The 23,712-nt window shown below is 68.2% G+C and carries 19 protein-coding genes and 2 pseudogenes; all 21 read left to right on the top strand.

Translation table 11 applies throughout. The features are described 5' to 3' along the window. The first annotated feature begins 166 nt into the window (after positions 1–166). Positions 167–4,042 (top strand): phosphoribosylformylglycinamidine synthase, encoded by a 3,876-nt coding sequence (gene purL, locus C996_RS0104385; RefSeq protein WP_018866241.1) that lies wholly within the window; start codon positions 167–169, stop codon positions 4,040–4,042. A 66-nt stretch (positions 4,043–4,108) separates the two neighbouring features. Then, complete coding sequence (locus C996_RS0104390) at positions 4,109–4,645, top strand: PilZ domain-containing protein (protein WP_018866242.1); 537 nt, start codon at positions 4,109–4,111, stop codon at positions 4,643–4,645. A 90-nt stretch (positions 4,646–4,735) separates the two neighbouring features. Then, positions 4,736–6,110: pseudogene (locus tag C996_RS13750) on the top strand (sigma-54 interaction domain-containing protein). Between the two features lie 199 nt (positions 6,111–6,309). After that, positions 6,310–7,680, top strand: coding sequence for a sigma-54-dependent Fis family transcriptional regulator (locus C996_RS0104400; protein ID WP_018866243.1), 1,371 nt, complete (start codon positions 6,310–6,312; stop codon positions 7,678–7,680). Between the two features lie 128 nt (positions 7,681–7,808). Next, positions 7,809–8,147, top strand: a complete 339-nt coding sequence (gene fliE, locus C996_RS0104405; protein WP_018866244.1) for a flagellar hook-basal body complex protein FliE — start codon at positions 7,809–7,811, stop codon at positions 8,145–8,147. Between the two features lie 32 nt (positions 8,148–8,179). After that, the gene (gene fliF / locus C996_RS0104410) at positions 8,180–9,844 is read left to right on the top strand and encodes a flagellar basal-body MS-ring/collar protein FliF (RefSeq protein WP_018866245.1); all 1,665 of its coding nucleotides are present in this window, start codon (positions 8,180–8,182) and stop codon (positions 9,842–9,844) included. After that, positions 9,834–10,844, top strand: a complete 1,011-nt coding sequence (gene fliG / locus C996_RS0104415; protein WP_018866246.1) for a flagellar motor switch protein FliG — start codon at positions 9,834–9,836, stop codon at positions 10,842–10,844. Before fliF ends, fliG begins: the two co-directional genes overlap by 11 nt. Continuing rightward, on the top strand, positions 10,841–11,560 hold the full coding sequence (locus tag C996_RS0104420) for a FliH/SctL family protein (RefSeq protein WP_018866247.1): 720 nt from the start codon (positions 10,841–10,843) through the stop codon (positions 11,558–11,560). Before fliG ends, C996_RS0104420 begins: the two co-directional genes overlap by 4 nt. After that, the gene (locus C996_RS0104425) at positions 11,557–12,939 is read left to right on the top strand and encodes a FliI/YscN family ATPase (protein WP_018866248.1); all 1,383 of its coding nucleotides are present in this window, start codon (positions 11,557–11,559) and stop codon (positions 12,937–12,939) included. Before C996_RS0104420 ends, C996_RS0104425 begins: the two co-directional genes overlap by 4 nt. Continuing rightward, complete coding sequence (gene fliJ, locus C996_RS0104430; protein ID WP_018866249.1) at positions 12,936–13,382, top strand: flagellar export protein FliJ; 447 nt, start codon at positions 12,936–12,938, stop codon at positions 13,380–13,382. The genes C996_RS0104425 and fliJ overlap by 4 nt, the downstream gene beginning before the upstream one ends. A 65-nt stretch (positions 13,383–13,447) precedes the next feature. Beyond that, positions 13,448–14,542 (top strand): flagellar hook-length control protein FliK, encoded by a 1,095-nt coding sequence (locus C996_RS0104435; RefSeq protein ID WP_018866250.1) that lies wholly within the window; start codon positions 13,448–13,450, stop codon positions 14,540–14,542. 291 nt (positions 14,543–14,833) lie between these two features. After that, positions 14,834–15,331 carry a flagellar basal body-associated protein FliL gene (gene fliL / locus C996_RS0104440; RefSeq protein ID WP_018866251.1) on the top strand — a complete coding sequence of 166 codons (498 nt, stop codon included), beginning with the start codon at positions 14,834–14,836 and terminating at the stop codon, positions 15,329–15,331. A 10-nt stretch (positions 15,332–15,341) separates the two neighbouring features. Next, positions 15,342–16,316: a flagellar motor switch protein FliM gene (gene fliM, locus C996_RS0104445; protein WP_018866252.1), complete on the top strand. Its 975-nt coding sequence runs from the start codon at positions 15,342–15,344 to the stop codon at positions 16,314–16,316. 11 nt (positions 16,317–16,327) lie between these two features. Next, positions 16,328–16,912 carry a flagellar motor switch protein FliN gene (gene fliN, locus C996_RS0104450; RefSeq protein WP_018866253.1) on the top strand — a complete coding sequence of 195 codons (585 nt, stop codon included), beginning with the start codon at positions 16,328–16,330 and terminating at the stop codon, positions 16,910–16,912. Between the two features lie 2 nt (positions 16,913–16,914). Continuing rightward, on the top strand, positions 16,915–17,358 hold the full coding sequence (gene fliO / locus C996_RS0104455) for a flagellar biosynthetic protein FliO (protein ID WP_018866254.1): 444 nt from the start codon (positions 16,915–16,917) through the stop codon (positions 17,356–17,358). Then, complete coding sequence (gene fliP, locus C996_RS0104460; RefSeq protein WP_018866255.1) at positions 17,358–18,110, top strand: flagellar type III secretion system pore protein FliP; 753 nt, start codon at positions 17,358–17,360, stop codon at positions 18,108–18,110. Before fliO ends, fliP begins: the two co-directional genes overlap by 1 nt. A gap of 9 nt (positions 18,111–18,119) precedes the next feature. Next, positions 18,120–18,389, top strand: coding sequence for a flagellar biosynthesis protein FliQ (gene fliQ / locus C996_RS0104465; RefSeq protein WP_018866256.1), 270 nt, complete (start codon positions 18,120–18,122; stop codon positions 18,387–18,389). A 4-nt stretch (positions 18,390–18,393) separates the two neighbouring features. Further along, positions 18,394–19,167 carry a flagellar biosynthetic protein FliR gene (gene fliR, locus C996_RS0104470; RefSeq protein WP_018866257.1) on the top strand — a complete coding sequence of 258 codons (774 nt, stop codon included), beginning with the start codon at positions 18,394–18,396 and terminating at the stop codon, positions 19,165–19,167. 1 nt (position 19,168) lies between these two features. Beyond that, entirely contained in the window at positions 19,169–20,320 is a 1,152-nt protein-coding gene (gene flhB, locus C996_RS0104475; protein WP_018866258.1) for a flagellar biosynthesis protein FlhB, read from the top strand. Continuing rightward, positions 20,320–22,422: a flagellar biosynthesis protein FlhA gene (gene flhA / locus C996_RS0104480; protein WP_018866259.1), complete on the top strand. Its 2,103-nt coding sequence runs from the start codon at positions 20,320–20,322 to the stop codon at positions 22,420–22,422. Before flhB ends, flhA begins: the two co-directional genes overlap by 1 nt. Positions 22,423–22,470: 48 nt before the next feature. Beyond that, positions 22,471–23,578: pseudogene (flhF, locus tag C996_RS0104485) on the top strand (flagellar biosynthesis protein FlhF); the annotation flags it as partial. Between the last annotated feature and the right edge of the window lie 134 nt (positions 23,579–23,712).

Consider the following 23,712-nt stretch of genomic DNA (forward strand, 5'->3'; position numbering starts at 1 on the left):
CCCCAAAACCTTCTTGCCTTCCCGTCTTCCTGTAGACAAGCCCTTGACCTTGACCTTCTCCGTGCCCTCTGTGAACTCCGTGGTGACATAGTTCCAACAGGTCCCGCGCGGGGGGCGGGTCCGGTACAATGCGCTGCTTTTGGCACGTCCGGTTCGAGGAAGCGCAATGCGGGTTGTGGAAGGGGGCGCGGCGGTCTCGCCGTTTCGGCTGCGGGCTCTGGAGGCAGGGCTGCGGGCAAGCGTACCGGGCGCGGGCCCGCTGGCCGCGCGGTTTGTCTATTTCGTGGAGACCCGGCGGCGGTTGACGCCGGACGAGGAGGCGGTGCTCACGCGCCTGCTGCGGGAGGGCGAGACCTGGGTGGCGCCCGAGTTCGCCGTGCAGCGAGAGCTGGTGGTGATCCCGCGCTTCGGCACGATCAGCCCGTGGTCGTCGAAGGCCACCGAGATTGCCCATCACGCCGGGCTGGAGGACGCGGTCGAACGGATCGAGCGCGGCATTCACTGGCAGATCGGGGGCGACGCGGCGGCCGGCGCGGACCTGGAGGCGCTGGCCGCGCTGCTGCACGACCGCATGACCGAGGCGGTGATCGAGGATCCCGCGGCCGCGGCACAGCTCTTTCACAGCGAGACGCCGCGCTCGCTGGCGCGCGTGGAGCTGGGCGAGGACGCCCGCGCCGCCCTGGAGCGCGCGAACGGGGAACTGGGACTGGCGCTGTCCCCGGACGAGATCGACTACCTGGCGGACGGATACTCCGCGCTGGGGCGTGCTCCGACCGACGCCGAGCTGATGATGTTCGCGCAGGCGAACTCGGAGCACTGCCGGCACAAGATCTTCAATGCCGCCTGGGTGCTGGATGGCGAGGCCGACGAACGCACGCTGTTCGGGATGATCCGCCAGACCCATGCGCGCCATCCCGAGGGGGTGTTGTCGGCCTACAGCGACAACGCCTCGGTGATCGCCGGTCACACGGGCGTGCGCCTGATGCCGGATGCGATCACCGGTGAATACCGACGTGAAACGCTGGATCTGCCGATCCTGATGAAGGTGGAGACCCACAACCACCCGACCGCGATCTCGCCGTTCCCCGGCGCCGCGACGGGTTCCGGGGGCGAGATCCGCGACGAGGGCGCCACCGGGCAAGGCTCCAAGCCGAAGGCAGGGCTTACTGGCTTCTCCGTATCGAACCTGCGGATCCCGGGCCGCGAGCAGCCCTGGGAGCGCGACTTCGGCCGGCCCGGGCGCATCGAGAGCGCGCGCCAGATCATGCTGGATGGCCCGATTGGCGCGGCGGCCTTCAATAACGAGTTCGGCCGTCCGGCGCTGGCCGGATACTTCCGTACGCTGGAGATGGCGCTGCCGAATCCGGCGGGTGGCGAGACGCTGTATGGTTACCACAAGCCGATCATGCTGGCCGGCGGGGTCGGGTCGATCCGTGGCGAGCACGTGCACAAGCAGGATGTGCCAGCGGGGACCCCGATCGTGGTGCTGGGCGGTCCGGCCATGCTGATTGGGCTGGGGGGCGGCGCGGCCTCTTCCATGGCCAGCGGGGCGAGCTCCGAGCAACTGGACTTCGCGTCGGTACAGCGCGGCAATCCGGAGATGGAGCGCCGCTGCCAGGAGGTGATCGATCGCTGCACGGCCCTGGGGGCCGGCAACCCGATCCTGTCGATCCACGACGTGGGCGCCGGCGGGCTGTCCAACGCGATCCCGGAGATCCTCGACGACGCCGGGCGCGGGGGCGTAATCCAGTTGCGGGACCTGCCGACCGCGGAGCCCGGCCTGTCGCCGATGGAGCTGTGGTGCAACGAGGCGCAGGAACGCTACGTCCTGGCGATCGCCGCCGAGCATCTCGAGACCTTCCGCACCCTGGCCGCGCGTGAACGGGCGCCGTTTGCGGTGGTGGGCCGGGCGACCGACGAGGGCCATCTGAAGGTCGAGGACAGCCTGTTCCACGAACCGCCGGTGGACATGCCCATGGGCATGCTGCTGGGCAAGACGCCGCGGATGACGCGCGAGGACCGGCGACTGCCACCGCCGGAAACGGCGTTCGATGCCGAGGTCTGTCCACTCGCCGAGGCGCTGGAACGGGTGCTGCACATGCCGTCGGTGGCCGCGAAGCACTTCCTGATCACCATCGGGGACCGCAGCGTGGGCGGCCTCGTCGCACGCGACCAGATGGTGGGGCCGTGGCAGGTCCCCGTGGCGGATTGCGCGGTGACGCTGACCGACTTCGACGGCTATACCGGCGAGGCGATGGCCATGGGCGAGCGCACGCCGCTGGCGATCCTGTCGGCCCCGGCCTCCGGGCGCATGGCGATCGGGGAGGTCGTGACCAATCTGGCGGCAGCCGATATCGACGGTACGCACGCGATCCGCCTGTCCGCCAACTGGATGGCCGCGGCCGGCGTGCCCGGGGAGGACGCCAACCTGTTCGACACCGTCCGCACGATCGCGGAGGACCTGTGCCCGGCACTGGGCATCTCGATCCCGGTGGGCAAGGATTCGCTGTCCATGCGGACGGTCTGGGAGACCGCGGACGGGCAGGCGCGGCACATGCACGCGCCGGTATCGCTAATCGTATCCGGGTTTGCCCCGGTGGCCGATGCGCGCCGGACGCTGACGCCGCAGCCCGACCCGGAGGCCGATGACCGGCTCTGGCTGATCGATCTGGGGGAGGGCCATGGCCGCTTGGGCGGCTCCGCCCTGGCCCAGGCCTACGGGCAGGTCGGCGCGACCCCGCCGGACGTGGTCGATGCCGCACGCCTGCGCGCCTTCTTCGAGGCCATTACGACCCTGCGTCGCAACGGCCTGCTGCGCGCCTACCACGACCGCTCCGACGGTGGCCTGATCACGACCCTGCTGGAGATGGCCTTTGCCGGGCGCTGTGGGCTGGAGATCGCGGTCCCGGAGGGTCAAGCGCCGGGGGCGTGGTTGTTCAACGAGGAGCTGGGCGCCGTGGTGCAGGTCGCGCCCGGTGCCGAATCGGCCCTGCGCGACGCGATGGCGGCGGCTGGCCTGGAGGCGCATCTGCATCCGGTGGCCCGACGGACCGACGACGAGCGCGTGGTGATCCGCCATGGCGACCAGGAGGCCTTCTCCGCCACGCGCGCGGCGTTGCAGCGCCACTGGCAGGAGACCTCGGCCTGGATGCAGCGGCTGCGGGACGATCCGGAGTGCGCCGACGAGGAGCTCGCCCGGGTGGACGCCGACGGCGGCCTGCAGCCGCGGGTCACCTTCGATCCCGCCGAGGACGTGGCCGCGCCGATGATCGCGCGCGGGGAACGCCCCCGAATCGCGATCCTGCGCGAGCAGGGTGTTAACGGCCAGCTGGAGATGGCGGCGGCCTTCGAGCGCGCGGGGTTTGCCCCGGTGGACGTGCACATGACCGACCTGCTGGACGGTCGCCAGGATCTGGGTTTGATGCAGGGCGTGGCCGCCTGTGGTGGATTCTCCTACGGCGATGTGCTGGGTGCCGGTGGGGGCTGGGCGCAGACCATCCTCAACCACCCGGCGCTGCGGGATGCCTTCCAGGCGTTCTTCGAACGCCCCGAGACCTTCACCCTGGGGGTTTGTAATGGCTGCCAGATGCTGTCCCACCTGGCCCCGCTGATTCCGGGGGCGGGCCACTGGCCGCGATTCGTGCGCAACCGTTCCGAGCAGTTCGAGGCGCGCCTGTCCCAGGTGCGGATCGAACCGGGCCCGGCGATCCTGCTGGAGGGGATGGCCGGCTCGGTGCTGCCGGTGGCGGTGTCGCACGGGGAGGGGCGTACATACTATGCCGATGGAGCGCCGATCCACGACCAGGCCGCGCTGCGCTATGTGGAGGCCGATGACACGCCGGCGTCGCAATACCCGGCGAACCCCAATGGCTCCGTGGGCGGCGCCACGGGCTTTGCCAGCGAGGACGGTCGCGCGCTGATCATGATGCCGCACCCGGAGCGCGTGTTCCGTACGGTGCAGCACAGCTGGCACCCGGCGGACTGGGGCGAGGACGGACCGTGGCTGCGGCTGTTCCGCAATGCGCGCGCATTCGTCGGCTGAAGCGCGCCGGGTCGATGGTCTATAACGAAGGCATTTGGTCGGCGGACAGACGAGGCGGGTACGGACATGGATGACGCCAGCAAGGACGAATTCCTCGGGGAGGACCTGCGGGTTACGACGACCCTCATGATCGGCCCGTCGCAACGCCCGGTTACGGACCCCGTGCTGGCGCAGCGCCTGATCGAGAGCCTCGACCTGTTCGACGACGCACACCCGCGCGGAGCGATGCCCCACGAGGACGAGGGCGCCCCCGAGGTGCAGCGCCTGGAACACAAGCTGGACCTGCTGCTGCATCTGGTGGCGGAGTCGCTGCACCCGGAACGCCCGGACCCGGTCGAGCTGGTACTCAGCGGGCGTGGCATGGTGCTGCCCGCGGGTACGCTGCCCGAGGATTGCGAGCGGGTGGAGGTCTATCTGAGCCGCTTGCTGCCGCAGCCCTGCGTCCTGGGTGTCGAGACTCCGACAACCCGCGGAGGCCAGCAAATGACTCGCTGGACGGGGGTCGAGGGGCCTCTGGAAGAGGCGCTCGGGCGGTGGATCTTCCGCCTGCACCGCCGCGAGGTGGCGGAGAAACGCCAGAAAGTTGACGGCAATCGCAATTAGACAGGATACTGCGAACTCGATCACATCATCGGATGCGGGCCGGGCGTCACCCGTTGCCACATCCGGTCGCGAACATCGGGGCACAGCGGTATGCGGGATCCGGGCGAACAGCAACAGGCGATGCGTATTGCACTCAGCGGTGACTCGGGCACGACGGATGCCACCCGGGCGATCCTGAACTGCCTGGGCTGCGAGGCCGAGCATCAGCCGGCCACTGGCACCTTCGAGAACGTCGCCCCCGCCGCGATCTGGCTTTGTGGACCCGCCGCGGAGCTGTCCGCCCGGCTGCAGGATGCACGAACGGAAGACGCCGCGGTGGTCGTGCAGCCTACCGACGGGGGCGAGGTCCAGGGCGAAGGGGTGGACTGCGTGGTGGAGCACCCGCTTTCCATCGCGCGGGTTTCGCAGGTCCTGCAGTGGCTTCGGTTCGGCCGCGAGCCGGGATACGACGACATGCCCGGGCTGGTCGGGTCGCATCCGACCATGCAGGCGGTCAAGCGCCTGGTGGGCCAGGTGGCCCGCACCGACGCCACCGCGCTGATCCTGGGCGAGACCGGCTCCGGCAAGGAGGTGGTGGCCCGCGCCATCCACAACGCCTCGGACCGGGCGGACAAGCCGTTCGTGGCGGTGAACTGCGGCGCGATCCCCGGAGACTTGCTGGAGAGCGAGCTGTTCGGGCACGAGAAGGGGGCCTTCACCGGTGCCTTCACCGCCCGCGCGGGGCGTTTCGAGCTGGCCGAGGACGGCACGCTGTTCCTGGACGAGATCGGCGACATGCCGCTGCCGATGCAGGTGAAGCTGCTGCGCGTGCTGCAGGAACGCGTCTTCGAGCGTGTGGGTTCCAACAAGTCGCTCCCGGCGCGGGCCCGGATCATTGCCGCCACCCATCGCAACCTGGATGACGCGGTGGCGGATGGCAGCTTCCGCCAGGATCTGTTCTTCCGCCTCAGCGTGTTCCCCATCGAATTGCCGCCCCTGCGCGAACGCACCAGCGATATGCCGCAACTGATCGGCGCGCTGGAAGAACGGCTGCGCGAGCAGGGCATGACCCCGGCCCACCTGACGCCGGCCGTGGTCGCGCACCTGGGGCAGCTCAACTGGCCCGGCAATATCCGCGAACTGGCCAACCTGCTGGAACAGCTGGCGATCATGTATCCCGACCTGCCGGTGGACCTCGCACAACTGCCCCCCCGGGTCCGGCCGGAAGGGATCGAGGATCTGGCCGTGACCTCCCCCCACACCCGGCGGCACCGAGTCGGGGTCGGCGGGCGCCAGCCTGCTGGCCGGTGGACTGCCGCCGGAGGGGGTGGATCTGCGCAGTTTCCTCAACGATCTCGAACGCGACATGATCGTCCGTGCGCTGGACGAGACCGGACAGGTGGTCGCGCGCGCGGCGCGTCGTCTCGGGATGCGCCGCACCACACTTGTCGAGCGCATGCGCAAGTTCGGGCTCGGCAAGGCCTGAGCCGGCCTCGGGCCAGACGGGCCCGGACCGTAGTGGAGGTCGGGATCCCGTCACCAAAAGCCCTGAATTCCCGCGCGACGGTCGACGAATGCTTGACGGATCGGCCTCCCGGTTTGGATAAAACCCCTCTTAATCAATAACCTGTAACGCTGGCGCGTTTTTTGCTGAACCTTCCCCGAATTTCTATGGGAAGACGTTCATGTCGCGAGCCACAATCCTGTTGGTGGATGCCGAACCGGCACTGCGCGAGGCCGTGGTCCGGGTCCTGGCCACGATTCCTCGAGTCCGACTGCAGGCCTGCAAAGCGGCCGACCTGCCGCAAACCGTGGAAGGGGCCCGTCCCGCAGCGGTGCTGCTGGGCGGTGAACCCGCCCTGAGCGGAGAAGTCCTTCCCGAACCGCGATCTTGCGTCGCCGCGATCAGTCTGGAGGCCAGTCGCGAACGCGAGCTGTCGGCCATGCGAGCCGGGGTGGACGCGCACTTTGCCCTGCCGGAGATGGGGGACACCCTGGCCGAGTGGCTGCGGCCGCTGCTGGTCTCGGCGCAGGAATTCGAGGCGCCGGCGCTGGTGGCCCGCAGTGCTGCGATGCAGGGGATCGATCGTTTTGTATCGCGGATCGCGCGCAGCGCCGCCACGGTCTTCGTGACCGGCGAGTCAGGGGTGGGCAAGGAGGTCCTGGCGCGGCAGCTGCACGCGCGCTCCCCCCGCAGCCGCGGGCCGTTCGAGGCGATCAACTGCGCCGCGCTCCCGGAGGCCATGCTGGAGGCGATGCTCTTCGGGCATGCCAAGGGCGCCTTTACCGGTGCGCTGGAGGCCCGGCCCGGCAAGTTCCAGCGGGCCCACGGCGGGACCCTGCTGCTGGACGAGGTGACCGAAATCCCCGTGCACCTGCAGGCCAAGCTGTTGCGGGCGCTGCAGGAGCGGGAGGTAGAGCCGCTGGGCGGGCGCCAGGCACAGCGTGTGGATGTGCGGGTGATCGCCACCTCCAATCGCGATCTGCGCGAGGCGGTGGCCGAAGGCCACTTGCGCGAGGATCTGTATTACCGCCTGAACGTCTTCCCGCTTTGCATCCCGCCGCTGCGGGAGCGCCCGGAGGATATCGTGCCACTGGCACAGGCCCTGCTGCGGCGGCTGAGCCGCGGGCGCCTGGGGGAACTGGACGCCGCGGCGCAGCGGCGACTGCGGGAGCACGACTGGCCGGGCAATGTCCGCGAGCTGGCCAATGTGATGGAGCGCGCGATCACGTTGCACGAAGGCGATGACGACCGGGTGACGCTGGAGGCGGTCTGGCTGGATGCGGACATGCTGGCGCCCTGGAGCTCGGGCGACTCCGGCCATCAGGCGATCCGGATGAACACGCCCGAGTGGTCGGCCAGCGACGAAAACCCGACGCCGATGCTGGAGCAGACCCTGCAGACCCAGGAGAGCCGGGTGATCCTGAATGTCCTGCGCGAGTCCGGCGGGCGGCGCAAGGAGGCCGCGGACCGACTGGGAATCAGCCCCAGAACATTGCGTTACAAGATTGCGCGCCTGCGCGAGAACGGCTTTGCGGTTCCGGCGTCGGGATGACGCCCAGCGAGGCTGGCATATGGATTGCTTGGAGTTTTGAAGAAAACGGTAAGCCGCGCACATGGGAGCACAAGGGTTCCGTGCAGAGCGCCGGGTCGCCATAGCGAGAACCCCCGAGGGTAGGAAAGATGAGCGAGATGCAGATTCAGAACGTCCTGCAGCAGATGCGTCAGCTGACGCAGACCAGCGGGATCGAGGGGACCAACCCGGCCCAGCCCAATCGCGAACCGCAGCGGGTGGGCGGGGCGGATTTCCAGAACGTGCTGACCGAGTCGCTGCGCGGCGTGAACCAGACCCAACAGGCCGCTACGGATCTGCAGACGCGCTTCGAGCTGGGCGACGACAGCGTCAGCCTGCCGCAGGTGATGACCGCAATGAGCAAGTCCAGTATCGCCTTCGAGGCGACCAACCAGGTACGCAACCGGCTGCTGACGGCGTACCAGGAAATCATGCGGATGCAGGTCTGATCGGCCGGACGGGCTGAGGGAGAGAACGGACGATGGCCGACAATGCACAGTCCCTGCCCGCGGTGGTGACCGGGGGATTCAAGGAGTTCAACGGGATGCCCGCGGGCCGCCAGCTTGCCCTGATCGGGATGCTGGCCGGCGCGATCGTGGTGATCGTGGCGCTGCTCTACTGGGCCATGCGCCCCACCTACGTGCCGCTGTTCCCGCGCATGGACGCCGAGGACGCGGCCGAGGTCGTGCAGGTGCTGTCCCAGGCCGGCATCCAGTACCAGGTGGATTCCACGACCGGGCAGGTGAAGGTCCCGCAGGGCGATGTCGCCGACGCGCGGCTGCAGCTGGCCGGCGAAGGGCTGCCGCGCTCCGGCGACCTCGGCTTCGAACTGTTGCAGGAGGACACCGGGCTTGGCACCAGTCGGATGATCGAGGGGGCGCGTCATCACCGGGCGATGGAAGGCGAGCTGGCGCGCACGGTCGCCTCCCTGGATGCGGTGGATCGCGCGCGAGTGCACATTGCCGAGGGAGAACAGTCGGTGTTCGTGCGCGACCGCCGGCCGGCCAGCGCCTCCGTGGTGGTGCACCTGCGCGGCGGACGATCCCTGAGCGAGACGCAGGTGGGGGCCATCGTGCATCTGGTGGCCTCCAGCACCTCGGATCTGGATCCCGAGCGGGTCACCGTGGTCGACCAGCGCGGCACGCTGCTGACCCAGGACGGCGGCGAGGCGGGCATGGGCGGCAGTGGCGATCGCCTGAACTTCACACGGGATGTGGAGAACCGCTATACCGACCGCGTTCGGGATCTCCTGATCCCGATCGTCGGGCGCGACAAGGTGCGCGTTCAGGTCAATGCCGATATTGATTTCTCGCGCGTGGAGCGAACCGAGGAGCTGTACGATCCCGAGACCATCGCGCTGCGGTCCGAACAAAGCCGGGAGGAAGAGCGCACGGGTCCCGAAGGCGGTGCCGGGGGCGTCCCGGGCGCGCTGACCAATCAGCCCCCCGAGGGCGGCGTGGTCGGGGAAGAGGGCGAGGAAGGTGCCGCTGCTCCGGCGCCGCTCCCGGGCAGTCGCAGCACCAACGTGACCAGAAACTACGAGGTCGATCGCCGCATCAACCACATCCGCGAGATGCCGGGCGGCGTGCGCCGGGTCTCCACCGCGGTGGTCGTGGACTTCCGTCAGGAGGTCAACGAGGACGGCGAGACGGTGCAGGTGGCGCGGGACGCCGAGGAACTGGAGCGCATCGAGGCATTGGTGCGCGAGGCGGTTGGATTCAACGCCGAACGAGGCGATACGATCAATGTGGTGACCGCGCCGTTCGAGGCGCCCGCGGACGAGATCCCGGCGGAGGAGATCGCCTTCTGGGAGCAGCCCTGGTTTATCGAGGTGCTGAAGATCGTGGCGGCGCTGTTGCTGGCCCTGATCATCCTGCTGACGGTGGTGCGCCCGGCAATGAAGCAACTGATGAAGCGTCCGGCACCGCCCCCGCGGCGCGAGGATGACCGCGAGGCCCTGACCGACGAGTCCGGCGGCGAGGCCGGCATGGGGCCGAGCGAGGGTTCGGCCGTGGCCGCGCTGACGGGTCCCAAGGGTCCGGATCAGCAGGAGATGGATCTGGAGGCCGTGCGCGAGATGGTCCGCGAGGATCCCAAGCGCGTGGCGCAGGTAATGAAGACCTGGTTGGGTGACGATGGCCGCTGACAAGAACTCCAAGCTGGAAGGCGCCGAGCGCGCCGCCGTGTTCATGATGAGCCTGGGCGAGGATGCCGCCGCCGAGGTCATGCGCCACATGGGGCCCAAGGAGGTGCAGAAGATCGGCACCGCCATGGCCTCGATGGACCGCATCTCGCGCAGCGATGTGAACGCCGCGCTGCACGAGTTCTCCACCCATGTGCAGGAACAGACCGCGCTGGGCGTGGGCGCCGACGAATACGTGCGCAGCGTCATGGAGAGCGCGCTGGGCGACAAGGCCTCGGGCCTGATCGACCGCATCCTGCTGGGACGCAATTCCAAGGGCATCGAGGCCCTCAAGTGGCTGGACCCGCGCGCCATCGCGGACATGCTGCGCAATGAGCATCCGCAGATCGTGGCCATCGTGCTGTCCCATCTCGATTCCGACCAGGCCTCCGACACCCTGCAGTACCTGCCCGCGCGGGTGCAGTCCGACATCGTGATGCGCATCGCCACCATGGATGGCGTGCAGCCCCAGGCCCTGCAGGAACTCGACGAGATCCTCGACCGGCAACTCTCCGGTAATGCGGCGAGCAAGACCTCGATGCTGGGGGGCGTGCGCTCGGCGGCCAACATCATGAACCTGATGGAGGGTTCGCGGGAGGCCGAGATCATGGAGACGATCAAGGAGTCGGATTCCGATCTGGGCACGCGTATCGAGGAAGAGATGTTTGTCTTCGATAACCTGGTGGATATCGACGACCGTGGCATCCAGACGCTGATGCGCGAGATCCAGACCGAATCCCTGGTGCTTGCGCTGAAGGGCGCCGACGACGACCTGAAGGACAAGATCTTTCGCAATATGTCCAAACGTGCCGGCGAGATGCTGCGCGAGGATCTCGAGGCCAAGGGCCCGGTGCGTGTCAGCGAGGTCGAGGCCGCGCAGAAGGAGATCCTGTCGGTGGCTCGGCGCCTGGCCGAGAACGGCGACATTGTGCTTGGCGGTGGCGGTAGCGAGGCCATGTTGTGAGCGACAGCTCGGCGGCCAGGCTGTATACCGACGCCTCGGCGTCGCTGTGGGAGCCGCCGGAGATCGGTGACGACGGTGTCCATCCGCCGCGCCGTCTGCCCACCGCCGCCGAGATCGAGGCGATCGAGGAAGAGGCGCGCAAGAACGGTTTCGAGTCTGGCTATGCCGAAGGTCACGAACTGGGCCAGAAGGAGGCGGAAAAGGCGGCCCGGGCGCGCGAGGACAAGAAACTGCGCGAAACGGTGGCCGCACTGGAGGCGGTGGCCGGTAGTCTCGCCGATCCGCTGGCCGATGCAGCCGACGCCCTGGAGCCGGAGCTTCTGGCCCTGGTGACGGTCCTGGCGCGCAAGGTCGTGCAGAGCGAGCTGGAGTCCCGGCCGGAGCAGATCCGGGCGGTTCTCGAGGGCGCGCTGGCGCAGTTGCCGGGACGCAACCAGGAGGTGCGGGTGCATCTGAATCCGGAGGATCAGGGGCTGGTCGAGACCTACGCCGAGCGCGCGGACGTGCGCATCACCTGGGTCCCGGATCCGGGCCTGGCGCGGGGCGGGTGCCGGGTGGAGGCAGGCGCGGCGAGCGTGGACGCGAGCCTGGAGCGGCGCTTGCAGCATGCGGTCGAGGCCCTGTGGAACGGCGAGTATGCCCCGGCCGCTGAGGCCGAGCCCCGGGATGACAGCGCCCATCAGGCGTCCGACCGCCCGGATGCGGAGGAGTCATGAGCACTCCGATCGACGAACTGCGCCGCAAGGGCCGCGAACGTCTGAGCACGGGGCTTCTGGACCGGTTGCAGCAGTCCCGGGGTCGCGTGGAGCGGGTCAACCCGCCCCAGGCGGAGGGGCATCTGTCGCGCCTGACCGGCCTGACGCTGGAGGCCGAGGGTCTGCGCCTGCCGATTGGCGGGCGCGCCCTGATCCACGGCGAAACCGGGGAGCCGGTGCCGGCGGAGGTGGTCGGTTTCCAGAACGAGCGCACCTTCCTGATGCCCGAGGAGCTGGCGACGGGGCTGACGCCCGGGGCGCGCATCGAACCGCTGGACAACCAGCGCCAGATCCCGGTGGGCGAGGGGCTGCTGGGACGGGTGATCGACGCCAACGGGGCGCCCCTGGATGGCCAGGGGCCGATCCGTACCCATGATTTTGGGCCACTGGCCGGGCGTCCGATCAACCCTCTGCAGCGCGCGCCCGTGCGCGAGCCGCTGGATGTCGGGATCCGGGCGATCAACGGCCTGCTGTCGGTGGGGCGCGGCCAGCGGCTGGGCCTGTTCGCGGGTTCGGGGGTCGGGAAGAGCGTTCTGCTGGGCATGATGACGCGCAACACCACAGCGGACGTGATCGTGGTCGGCCTGATCGGCGAGCGTGGTCGCGAGGTGAATGAGTTCATCCACGAGATCCTGGACGAGGAATCGCGTACCCGTACCGTGGTGGTGGCGGTTCCCGCGGATCAGTCGCCGCTGCTGCGCCAGCATGGTGCCTGGGTGGCCACGGCGGTGGCCGAGCATTTCCGGGATCAGGGGCTGCACGTGCTCCTGCTGATGGACTCCCTGACCCGGTTTGCCCAGGGGGCGCGCGAGATCGCGATGGCCATTGGCGAGCCGCCGGCCTCCAAGGGCTATGCGGCGTCGGTCTTCGCGCGCCTGCCACAACTGGTGGAGCGGGCCGGCAATGGCGATGTCGGCGGGGGCTCGATCACGGCCTTCTACACCGTGCTGGCCGAGGGTGACGACCAGAACGACCCGATCGTGGACGCGGCGCGCGCCATCCTCGACGGCCATGTGGTGCTCTCGCGGGAGATCGCGGAGACGGGTCGCTACCCGGCCATCGATGTCGGGGCGTCGGTCTCGCGTGTGATGTCGTCACTGATCACTCCGGAACACGAACGCGCGGCCCGCCGCTTCCGTGATCTGGCCGCCACCTACATGCGCAATCGCGACCTCATCGCGGTGGGGGCCTACCGCAAGGGCGCCGATCCGCATCTGGACGAGGCGGTGGCGATGCATGAACGCCTGGAGGCCTATCTGGGGCAGGGCCGCGACGAGGCCGTCAGCTTCGACCGCGCCCGGGATGATCTGCTGGCCCTGGTCGGGGGTGGCGCGGCATGAACCCGAAGCGCCTGGAGCGCCTGCTGCGGCTGCGCAAGATCGAGGAAAGCGAGGCGACGCGCCAGCTGGGCGAGCGGCTGCAGCAACTGGATGCCATCGCCGGCCAGCGCGAGCGCCTGGAGACCTATCAGCGGGAATACCTGCAGGCAACCCTGCCGGACGATGCCAATGCGCTGAAGTGGCTGGCCGGCATGCGCGACCAGCTGCGCTCCGCGCTGGAGCAGCAGGATCTGCGCATCCAGGCGGCCGAGTCCCAGGTGGAGACGGCGCGCCAGGAGTGGCTGGAACGCCATCGAAACAGCCTCTCGCTGGAGAAGCTGCTCGAGCGCCGGCGGGCCGAGACCGCGCGGCATGACGCGCGGCGCCAGCAGACGGAACAGGATATGTGGGCCACCCGCCAGGCCCATGCGCGCGAGGCAGACGCGCGTTGGCAGGGTTCTTGAATGGACCCTGAGTATCGATTGAGGCAAAGGCCCGGGGATGACCCCGGCAGACCGAGGATCCGGCAATGATCGCAACACAGAATACGGGCCAGGGCATGCTGCCGCTGCTGCAACTGCTGGGCGGCAGCTCGATGCAGGGCCTGGACGACCTGAAAGGCCTGCAAGGCCGCCTCAAGGGCCAGGACGGCGAGGATTTCCTGGCCATCCTGGAGCCCCAGATGGAGTCGCTGTTGGCCAGCCTGGGCGTTCCCGGCGAGGAACTGGAAGGCCTGGACCTGGAGGCGATGCTGGCGCGACTCCAGGACTTGCTGGACGGGCAGCCCCTGGCCGCGGATCCCGAAGGGGGTGGCAATGCCTTGCCGGTCGCCGCGCTGATGGCTGCGACCCAGGAACCGGGACGAGCCGAGGTGCCCCGCGCCGAAGGTACCCCCGCCCGGGGAGGAGGCGAGGAGCGGGCCCTGCCGGTGAAGCCGCTGCCGGCCGCGGTCATGCGGCTGTTCGTCGAAGCGGCCCAGGCCAACGCCGGACGCGATGGCGCGGTTGCCCTGAAGCCCGACGTGATGGGTGCGCAGGGAGGCATGGCCCGCGACAACGTCCTGGAGATCCTCGCCCAGTGGATGGGGCAGGGGGGTGACGAGGCGCGCCGCGGCCGTTCCGACCCCCTGAGCGGGGTGCTGCCGGCCCAGGGGCTCGGGCAGGCCGAAGGGACGGACGGGGCGCGGGCGCTGCCGCGCCTCGATCTGACACGACTCCTGCAGCAGCCCAACGGGGCCCGGGAGCTGGCCGACCAGGTTCGCATGCTGGCCCAGGCGCAGGGCGGGCGTACCGAACTCAAGCTGCACCCGCCGCAACTGGGCAGCCTGGATGTGCGTGTGCTGGTCGAGGGTGATCGCACCAGTATCCAGTTCATCAGTGCCAATCCGGTGACCCGCGAGGTGCTGGAGGCGGCCATGCCGCGCCTGCGTGACAGCCTGGCCGAAAGCGGCCTGATGCTGGACGATGCGACCGTGTCCGACCACGCGGCCGAGGAGCAGGCGGAGCAGGAGGCCGGCGAGACGGCGCTCGCGGCGGATGACGAGGCCGCCGAGGCCGAGGACCGCGAGGCCGCCGATGGCAGCACGCTCTCCATGCTGAACCGGCGCCTGGACCTGTTTGCCTGACCGGCCGTGCTTGGGTGCAGCCGCGGCCTGCGGCCGTGGCTGCAGGCCCGTTCCTGCGCTTATGCCGGCTTCCCCCATGTTCCCGTGTGCCGCCAAGATTCCGTCTTTCACGGCGGCCGGGCGGCCGATTCTTGACGTTCTTCATGTTTTCCGCGCCCGCGTTTACCCCGGAAAACCGCCAGTAAACAAGCGTAACTTACGGATTACAAAGACTAAAACGACTTCTGGCATCAGCCTTGCTATGGTCTGTACCGAGAACGAATCCTCGGTTTACCGGACAGCGGGTGCGATATGGCAGAGAAGGAAGTCAATCTGGACGACGACGAAGGCGGCGCCCCGAAGAAGGGCGGGAAGGGCAAGCTGATCGTCCTGATCCTGGTCGTCCTGTTTCTCGTAGCCGGCGGTGCGGCCGCCGCCTGGTTCTTCCTGATGGCGGACGGTGACGATACCGAGCAGGTCGAAGCCGGCCCGCCCGAGCGGCTGTACACCAGCCTCGAGCCGATGACGGTGAACATCGAGGCCCCGGGGCGCATCCGCTACCTGCGCGCGGAACTTGCTCTGGTGACCCATGACCCGGCGGTCGCCGAGGCCTTCGAACGGCACCTGCCGGCAATCCGAAACGACCTGCTGGGCATCCTGGCGGAACAGCGCTACGAGGATCTCAATACCCGCGCGGGCAAGGAGGCCCTGGCGGAAGAACTGAAAGAGACGATCGCCGGGATCCTGCGTTCCCGCGATGCCCCGGACGCGGTCGAGGCCGTGCTGTTCAACGAACTGGTGATGCAGTAGGAGCCCCGTCATGGCACAGACGGATATCCTCAGCCAGGACGAGATCGATGCCCTCCTGCACGGCGTGGACGAGGGCGACGTCGAGACCGAAGACCCGTATCCGAGTGATGGCCAGGCACGCGAATTCAACTTCGCCACCCAGGACCGGATCGTGCGTGGGCGCATGCCCACGCTGGAGATGATCAACGAGCGTTTCGCGCGTCACCTTCGGGTCCGTCTGTTCAACGTGCTGCGCCGCTCCGCCGAGATCTCGGTGGTGGGCACCCGCATCACCAAGTTCTCCGAGTACATGCATTCGCTGTTCGTGCCCACCAGCCTGAACCTGGTGCGCGCGCATCCGTTGCACGGCACCGGGCTGTTCGTGTTCGACCCGAAGCTGGTGTTCATCCTGGTGGACAACTTCTTCGGCGGCGACGGGCGCTACTACACCCGCATCGAGGGGCGTGACTTCACCCCGATGGAGATGAAGGTGGTGCACGGCGTGCTGGAAGGCGCGTTCGAGGACATGCAGAAGGCCTGGCAGCCGGTCATGGAGCTGGAGTTCGAGTTCCTGAACTCCGAGGTCAACCCGCAGTTCGCGAATATCGTCTCGCCGACCGAGATCGTGGTGATCAGCGAGTTCCACATCGAGCTCGACGGGGGCGGCGGCAACCTGCACGTGACCCTGCCGTACTCGATGATCGAGCCGATCCGCGAGCAGCTGGACACCGGTATCCAGTCGGACCGCTCCGACGTGGACCAGCGCTGGATGCACGCACTCCAGGAGGAGATCCAGACCGCCGAGGTCGAGATCAGCTCCATCCTGGCCGAGACCGAGGTGACCGTGCGCGAGCTGCTGGATATCCAGCCGGGCGACATCATCCCGGTTGATCTCCCCGAAAAGATTTCCCTGCAGGTCGAAGATATCCCGATGTTCCGCGGGAAGTTCGGCGTATCCAATGGGCTGAATGCGATCCAGATTTCGGAACGCATCATCAAACGATAGAGGGCCGCAGCATGGCAGACACCGACGATCCCAAACAGGACACCCCCGGCCCCGACGCGGAGGCCGCCGCCGAGAATCTGGAGACGGAGGGCGGTTCCGATGACCAGGCCCTGGCCGACGAGTGGGCGGCCGCCCTGGCGGAGCAGAAGGACGAGGATGGCGAGGCAGCCGCCGACCCCGACGCGCTGCTGAACGAGGCACAGGGCGGGGCGTCCGAGGAACCGGCGCAGGAAACGCCGAAGGCCGAGAAGCGGGAACGCAAGCACAAGCCGGACCCGGGCGCGGAAACCCTGCAACCGGAGCAGCTCTCCGGCGTGGTGCAGGGCGACGGGGAGGAGCTGAACCTGGAGATGGTCCTGGATGTACCGGTGACCATCTCCATGGAGATCGGCCGCACGCGCATCCCGATCCGCAACCTCCTCCAGCTGAATCAGGGCTCGGTGGTGGAGCTGGACCGCCTGGCCGGCGAGCCGCTGGACGTGCTGGTGAACGGGACGCTGATTGCGCATGGCGAGGTGGTGGTGGTCAACGAGAAGTTCGGTATCCGGCTGACCGACGTGATCAGCCCCAGCGAACGGATCCGCAAGCTTAAATAGCCATGAATCAACGCTATACGCACATCGCGGCCCTCGTCCTGACGGCCGCCACGGGGAGCCTCTGGCCACTGACCGCCCTCGCCGAGGGGGGTGGCGGCGGCGCCGCCGGGTATCTGGCCCAGCTGATCGGCGGTCTGGTCCTGGTGATCGGCGCGATCGTGGTGCTGGGCTGGGTCCTGCGGCGCACACAGGGCGGGCTCAATCGCGGCTCCCAGGTGATCGAGATCGTCGCGGCGCGCTCGGTGGGCGCGCGCGAGCGCCTGGTGCTGGTCCAGGTCGGGGACGAACAGGTCCTGGTCGGGGTTGGGCCCGCCGGCATGCGCACGCTGCACACCATGAACGAACCGGTACTGGCGCCGGCCGGCGAGACCCCGGACTTCTCCAGTGCGTTGAAGCGCGCGGTGACGCGGCGTGCGCCGGCCACCGGCGAGCGGGGGCAGTCGTGATGTCGGTGCTGCTGCGGATCGGGCTGGGGCTGGCTCTGCTGGCCCTGCCGGGCCTGGCCGGAGCGCAGGTCGCGCAGGGGATCGAGGCCCTGACGGTGACCACCAACGGGGATGGTGGCGAGACCTATTCGGTGACGCTGCAGATCATCCTGCTGATGACGCTGCTGACCCTGCTGCCGTCGATCCTGATCATGATGACCGCGTTTACGCGCATCCTGGTGGTGCTGGCCATCCTGCGCCAGGGCCTGGGTACGACCCAGACGCCGTCCAACCAGATCCTGATCGGTCTGGCGTTCTTCCTGACCCTGTTCGTGATGGCCCCGGTGTTCGAGGAGATCTACGACACCGCGTTCGTGCCCTACGTGAACGAGGAGATGGGGACCGAGGAGGTGCTGCAGGCCGGGGTGCAGCCCCTGCGCGAGTTCATGCTGGCTCATACCCGCGAGAGTGACCTGGCGATGTTCGCCGAGATCAACGGGATCGACGGCTTCGAGGATGCCGACGATATCCCGCTGAGCCTGCTGGTGCCGGCGTTTATCACCAGCGAACTCAAGACCGCGTTCCAGATCGGCTTCCTGATCCTGATCCCGTTCCTGATCATCGACCTGGTGGTGGCCTCGGTCCTGATGTCGATGGGGATGGTGATGCTCTCGCCGCTGATCATCTCGTTGCCGTTCAAGGTGATGCTGTTCGTTCTGGTCGATGGCTGGGCGCTGATGATGAACACCCTTGCCACCAGCTTTTTTGTTTAGGAGGTTCCGATGACACCCGAACTGGTGGTCGATATCGGGCGCGAGACGCTCACGGTGGTGGTTCTTCTGGCCGCGCCGCCGCTGCTGACGGCGCTGGCGGTGGGCCTGGCGATCGGCATGCTTCAGGCCGCCACCCAGGTGCAGGAAATGACCCTGTCGTTCATCCCCAAGCTGCTGGCCATGTTCGCGGCCCTCCTGATCAGTGGACACTGGATGCTGGCGCTGCTGATCGACTACACCGAGCGCCTCTACGAGGGCGCGCCGGGGATGGTGGGGTAGACCGATGACCCTGGCGGCGGAACAGCTGGTGCTGTGGGTGGGGGCGGTCCTGTGGCCGTTCGCGCGCATCGGCGCCATGCTCGTCGCCATGCCGATCTTCGGCGCCGACACGGTCAACGCTCGGGTGCGCATGGGGCTGGCGCTGCTGCTGGCCATTTTTGTCGCCATGCAGGGGCCGGTGCTCCCCGATATCGACCCCCTGAGCCTCGAAGGCGTGGTGGTGACCCTGCACCAGATCGCGATCGGAGTGTTCATGGGCTTCATCCTGCAGATGGTCTTCTCCGCCGTGACCCAGGCGGGCGAGGTGATCGCACTGGGCATGGGGCTGGGTTTCGCCTCCATCGTGGACCCGGCCCAGGGCGTGCAGGTGCCGGTGGTGTCGACCATCTTCGTGATCTTCTCGACGCTGCTGTTCCTGGCGATGAACGGCCATCTGATCGCGCTGGAACTGATGCTGACCAGCTTCGAGACCATGCCCATCGCCCCGACCGGCCTGAATGCGGAGGCCTTCTACGCGCTGGTCGCGTTCGGATCGACGATGTTCGTTGGCGCGGTGCTGGTGGCGCTTCCGGCGGTCGCCTCGCTGCTGCTGGTGAATATCTCCATGGGCGTGATCACCCGCGCCTCGCCGCAGCTCAACATCTTCGCGGTGGGCTTCCCGATGATGATCCTGATCGGCTTTGTGCTGCTCATGTTCACTTTTCCGGGGCTGCCGGAACGCTTCGGGGAGCTGATGCTCGAGGCCTTCCACCTGATGCAGACCCGGATGGGGTTCTGACATGGCCGAGAACGAGAACGGGCAGGAAAAAACCGAAGAGCCCACTCCGAAACGCCTGCGCGAGGCGAAGGAGAAGGGTCAGGTCCCGCGGTCACGCGAGCTCAGCACCTTCCTGGTGCTGATGACCGCGGGGGCGTTCATGTTGATGTACGGCCCGAATATGGGCGCACAACTTGCTGAACAGATGACCAGTCGTTTCGATTTCGATCCCGAAATGGCGTACGACTCGTCGCTGCTGCTGCCCTACCTGGCCCAGGAGATCTTCCGCACCCTGCGCACGTTGTTTCCGCTGTTCGGGGTATTGATCGTCGCGGCCGTGATGGCGCCGATCGTGATCGGGGGCGCGAACTTCTCCTGGAAGGCGGCGGCCCCGAAGGCCTCCAAGCTGAATCCCGGAAAGGGGCTCAAGCGCATCTTCTCCTGGCAGGGGCTGATGGAGTTCGGCAAGACCTTCGCCAAGTTCGTGCTGATCTCCAGCGTCGCGGTCGCGGTGCTCGCCACCTTTTCCGATCGCCTGCTGATGCTGGGCTACGAGCCGATCCATCAGGGTATCGCGCATACCGCCCAGCTGGTGCTGGGGACCTTTATCGCGGTATCGGCCGCGCTGATCGTGGTGGCGGCCATCGATGCGCCGTTCCAGATGTGGAACCACCAGAAGCAGTTGCGCATGACCCGCCAGGAGGTCAAGGACGAATACAAGGAGACCGACGGCAAGCCGGAGGTCAAGCAGAAGGTCCGCCAGCTGCAGCAGGAGATGGCGCAGCGGCGGATGATGGAGGAGGTCCCGAAGGCCGACGTGATCATCACCAACCCGACCCATTACGCCGTGGCCATCGTCTACGAGGCCTCGCGCATGGCAGCGCCCAAGGTAGTGGCCAAGGGCGCCGACGAGGTCGCGGCCTCGATCCGTGCGGTCGCCGAGGAACACGCGATCGTCCGCGTCGAGGCGCCGCGCGTCGCCCGCGCGATCTATTTCACCACGGACTTGAACCAGGAGATCCCCAACGGCCTGTTCGTCGCCGTCGCACGCATCCTGGCCTACGTCTACCAGCTCAAGCGGGCCGACGCCGACGCGCAGATGCCGGATGACCTGCCAGTGCCGGAGGATTATCTCGATCCCGACAAGCAGCGCGGCAAGCGGAGGGATCGCTGATGGCCTTCTTCGACCGCCTCGGGAACGTCGGCAAGTGGGGGCTGGGCGCGCCGATCCTGCTGATCGCCATGCTGTCGATGATGGTGCTGCCGCTGCCGCCGCTGGCGCTGGACGTGCTGTTCACCTTCAATATCGCGCTGTCGCTGGTGGTGATCATGGTTGCGGTGTATACACCGCGGCCGCTGGAATTCGCCGTCTTCCCGACCGTACTGCTGGTGGCAACGCTGCTGCGCCTGGCGCTGAACATCGCGTCTACGCGGGTGATCCTGCTGGAAGGCCACACCGGGACCGACGCGGCGGGCAAGGTGATCCAGGCCTTCGGCGACTTCGTGGTGGGCGGCAACTACACCGTCGGCCTGGTGGTGTTCGCCATCCTGATCATCATCAACTTCGTGGTGGTGACCAAGGGCGCGGGGCGAGTCTCCGAGGTCAGCGCCCGCTTCACCCTGGATTCCATGCCCGGCAAGCAGATGGCGATCGACGCCGACCTGAACGCCGGCATCCTGACCCAGGAAGAGGCACGCAAGCGCCGCGAGGAGATCGCCAGCGAGGCGGACTTCTATGGCTCCATGGACGGGGCCTCCAAGTTTGTTCGCGGTGACGCGATCGCCGGCATCCTGATCCTGTTCGTGAACATCATCGGCGGCCTGACCATCGGGGCCGTCCAGCACGGCATGACGATCGGCGATGCCGCGACCAACTACGTGCTGCTGACCATCGGCGATGGTCTGGTTGCGCAGATCCCGTCGCTGGTGCTGTCCTCCGCGACCGCGATCATCGTGACCCGCGTGACCAGCAGCCAGGACATGGGGCAGCAGGTCTTCGGCCAGATGTTCTCCAACCCGCGCGTGCTGTACGTGGCCGGGGGTGTGATCGCCGCACTGGGGATCGTGCCGGGCATGCCCAATGCCGTGTTCCTGGGCCTGGCCGCGCTGATCTTCGGCGGGGCATACCTGCTCAAGCGCCAGGCCCGCGAGGCCGAGGTGGAGGTGGAGCGCATCCCGCAGGAGGACGAGGGCGGGGCCCGGTCCGAGGATCGCGACCTGACCTGGGAAGACGTGCCGCCGGTGGATCTGGTGTCGCTGGAGGTGGGCTATCGCCTGATCCCGCTGGTGGATCGCACCCAGGACGGCCAGCTGATGGGCCGGATCAAGGGCGTGCGGCGCAAGCTCTCGCAGGAGCTGGGATTCCTGCTGCAGCCGGTGCATATCCGCGACAACCTCGAACTGAGCCCGAATGCCTACCGCATCAGCCTGCTGGGCGTGACCGTGGCCGAGGCCGAGGTCTTCCCCGAGCGCGAACTGGCGATCAATCCGGGCGAGGTGTTCGGGACGGTGCCGGGCACGCCGACCAAGGACCCGACGTTCAATCTGGATGCGCTGTGGATCGACCCGGCGGACCGCGACCAGGCCCAGGGTGCCGGCTATACCGTGGTCGACTGCGCCACGGTGATCGCGACCCATCTGTCACAGGTGTTCCGCGAGAACGCGCATCGCCTGATCGGCCACGAGGAGGCGCAGCACCTGCTCGACCAGCTGGCGCGCCATTCGCCGAAGCTGGTGGAAAACCTGGTGCCCAAGACGCTGTCCCTGTCCATCGTGCTGAAGGTGCTGCAGAACCTGCTGGCCGAGCAGGTCTCGATCCGCGACCTGCGCACGATCGCCGAAACCCTGGCAGACGAGGGGGTCAAGAGTCAGGATCCCGGCACTTTGACCGCGGCGGTGCGGGTGGCCCTGGCGCGCTCGATCGTGCAGGACCTGGTGGGGCCGGAGGACGAGCTGCCCCTGATCGCGCTGGATCCGTCGTTGGAACAGCTCTTGCATAAGTCCCTGCAGGGGAGCTCGGGCGGCACGGTTGGACTGGAGCCCGGGCTGGCGGAGCGGCTGCAGCGCTCGGTGGCCGATGCGGCCCGCCGCCAGGAGACGGCCGGACAGCCGGCGGTCCTGGTGGTGGCACCGGAGATCCGCTCCTGGATCGCCGGGTGGCTGCGCGGCGCGGTCCGCAGTCTGACCGTGCTGGCCTTCACCGAGATTCCGGACAATCGCCGGATCCGGGTGGTTGCCACCGTCGGCCAGGAAGAGTCGCAGAAGCAGTCCGCCTGAACGACACGATGAAGGGTTCCGCCGCGCGAGCGGCGCAGGAGAAAAAGCATGAACGTCAGACGATATCGGGCCCGGGACATGCGTGATGCGATGCGCCAGGTGCGCGAGCAGCAGGGCGAGGACGCGGTCATCCTGTCCAGTCGCCGGGTCGACGGCTGGCTGGAGGTGGTCGCGGCGCTGGAGGACGGCGCCGCGTCGGAGCCGGTAGCCGCGCAGGACGCGCCCGCGACGAGCCGCGAAGCGAGCACAACCGCCCGGCCGGCCCGCGAGCGCGGCGCCGGTCAGGCCGCAGCGTCGTGGCCGGCCGACCCGGAGCTGACCGCCATGCGGCAGGAGCTGCGCGACCTGCGCAGCCTGATGACGCGCCAGTATGCGGAGAGCGAAGAGGCGCGCTGGGCGGCCCGCCACCCGCTGGCGGCGGAATGCAAGGCGCGCCTGATCGACCGCGGGTTCAGCGACGCCCTGGCGCGCAGCCTGGCCGGAAGCATTCTCGATGACAGCTCGCCGGAACAGGCCTGGGAACGCCTGCGGGCGCGGTTGTCGGGCGCGATTGCCACCCACCGGCCGGACATCCTGGACGAGGGCGGCCTGCTGGCGCTGGTCGGGCCCACCGGCGTTGGCAAGACCACCACGCTGGCCCGCATCGCGCTGCGCCAGATCCGCCGCATGGGCCCGGATTCGGTTACGCTGGTCACCCTGGACAGCCAGCGCATCGGGGCCACGCGCCAGTTGCAGGCCTTCGCCCAGATGGCGGGGATCTCGGTGCGGGTGCTGCAGAACGCGAGAGAGTTGCGCGAACTGGCGCGCCGCGTGGAGGATGGGCACCTGATCCTGGTGGATACGGCGGGACAGGCCCCGCGGGCAGTGGAGGACGAATCCCTGTTCGCGCACCTGCCGCCGGACATCCGGGCCGAGAGCTGGCTGGTGGTGTCGGCGACGACCCAGGGGAGCGCGTTGCGGCGGGTGCTGGAGGCATTTCGCAAGGCGGAGCCCTCGGCGCTGGTGCTGACCAAGCTGGACGAGGCCGAGGAGCTGGGCGAGGTCCTGTCCGTACTGCTCGATCAGCACCTGGGGCTGGGGTTCGTCAGCGATGGCCAGCGTATTGCCGAGGACTTTCACCGGGTCGATACCGGGTATCTGACCCGACTGGCCCTGGAGGATGCCGCCGATGAACCCGGGGCAGCGGCCAATGCCCGCGAGACCTGGGCGGCCGAGCGCCTGGCGGAGATGGAACCGCCGCGGCGCGCGCGCGCCCAGGCACGTCCGGCACGGGCGGCGGAGCCCGCCACG

Source organism: Thioalkalivibrio sp. ALE25, assembly GCF_000377285.1.
In the GTDB taxonomy this organism is placed as follows: Bacteria; Pseudomonadota; Gammaproteobacteria; order Ectothiorhodospirales; family Ectothiorhodospiraceae; genus Thioalkalivibrio.

Bases quoted from the DNA above. Each gene is read 5' to 3' on its own strand.
- purL (WP_018866241.1), top strand. From the start codon at position 167: ATGCGGGTTGTGGAAGGGGGCGCGGCGGTCTCGCCGTTTCGGCTGCGG.
- C996_RS0104390 (WP_018866242.1), top strand. From the start codon at position 4,109: ATGGATGACGCCAGCAAGGACGAATTCCTCGGGGAGGACCTGCGGGTT.
- C996_RS0104400 (WP_018866243.1), top strand. From the start codon at position 6,310: ATGTCGCGAGCCACAATCCTGTTGGTGGATGCCGAACCGGCACTGCGC.
- fliE (WP_018866244.1), top strand. From the start codon at position 7,809: ATGAGCGAGATGCAGATTCAGAACGTCCTGCAGCAGATGCGTCAGCTG.
- fliF (WP_018866245.1), top strand. From the start codon at position 8,180: ATGGCCGACAATGCACAGTCCCTGCCCGCGGTGGTGACCGGGGGATTC.
- fliG (WP_018866246.1), top strand. From the start codon at position 9,834: ATGGCCGCTGACAAGAACTCCAAGCTGGAAGGCGCCGAGCGCGCCGCC.
- C996_RS0104425 (WP_018866248.1), top strand. From the start codon at position 11,557: ATGAGCACTCCGATCGACGAACTGCGCCGCAAGGGCCGCGAACGTCTG.
- fliJ (WP_018866249.1), top strand. From the start codon at position 12,936: ATGAACCCGAAGCGCCTGGAGCGCCTGCTGCGGCTGCGCAAGATCGAG.
- C996_RS0104435 (WP_018866250.1), top strand. From the start codon at position 13,448: ATGATCGCAACACAGAATACGGGCCAGGGCATGCTGCCGCTGCTGCAA.
- fliL (WP_018866251.1), top strand. From the start codon at position 14,834: ATGGCAGAGAAGGAAGTCAATCTGGACGACGACGAAGGCGGCGCCCCG.
- fliM (WP_018866252.1), top strand. From the start codon at position 15,342: ATGGCACAGACGGATATCCTCAGCCAGGACGAGATCGATGCCCTCCTG.
- fliN (WP_018866253.1), top strand. From the start codon at position 16,328: ATGGCAGACACCGACGATCCCAAACAGGACACCCCCGGCCCCGACGCG.
- fliO (WP_018866254.1), top strand. From the start codon at position 16,915: ATGAATCAACGCTATACGCACATCGCGGCCCTCGTCCTGACGGCCGCC.
- fliP (WP_018866255.1), top strand. From the start codon at position 17,358: ATGTCGGTGCTGCTGCGGATCGGGCTGGGGCTGGCTCTGCTGGCCCTG.
- fliQ (WP_018866256.1), top strand. From the start codon at position 18,120: ATGACACCCGAACTGGTGGTCGATATCGGGCGCGAGACGCTCACGGTG.
- fliR (WP_018866257.1), top strand. From the start codon at position 18,394: ATGACCCTGGCGGCGGAACAGCTGGTGCTGTGGGTGGGGGCGGTCCTG.
- flhB (WP_018866258.1), top strand. From the start codon at position 19,169: ATGGCCGAGAACGAGAACGGGCAGGAAAAAACCGAAGAGCCCACTCCG.
- flhA (WP_018866259.1), top strand. From the start codon at position 20,320: ATGGCCTTCTTCGACCGCCTCGGGAACGTCGGCAAGTGGGGGCTGGGC.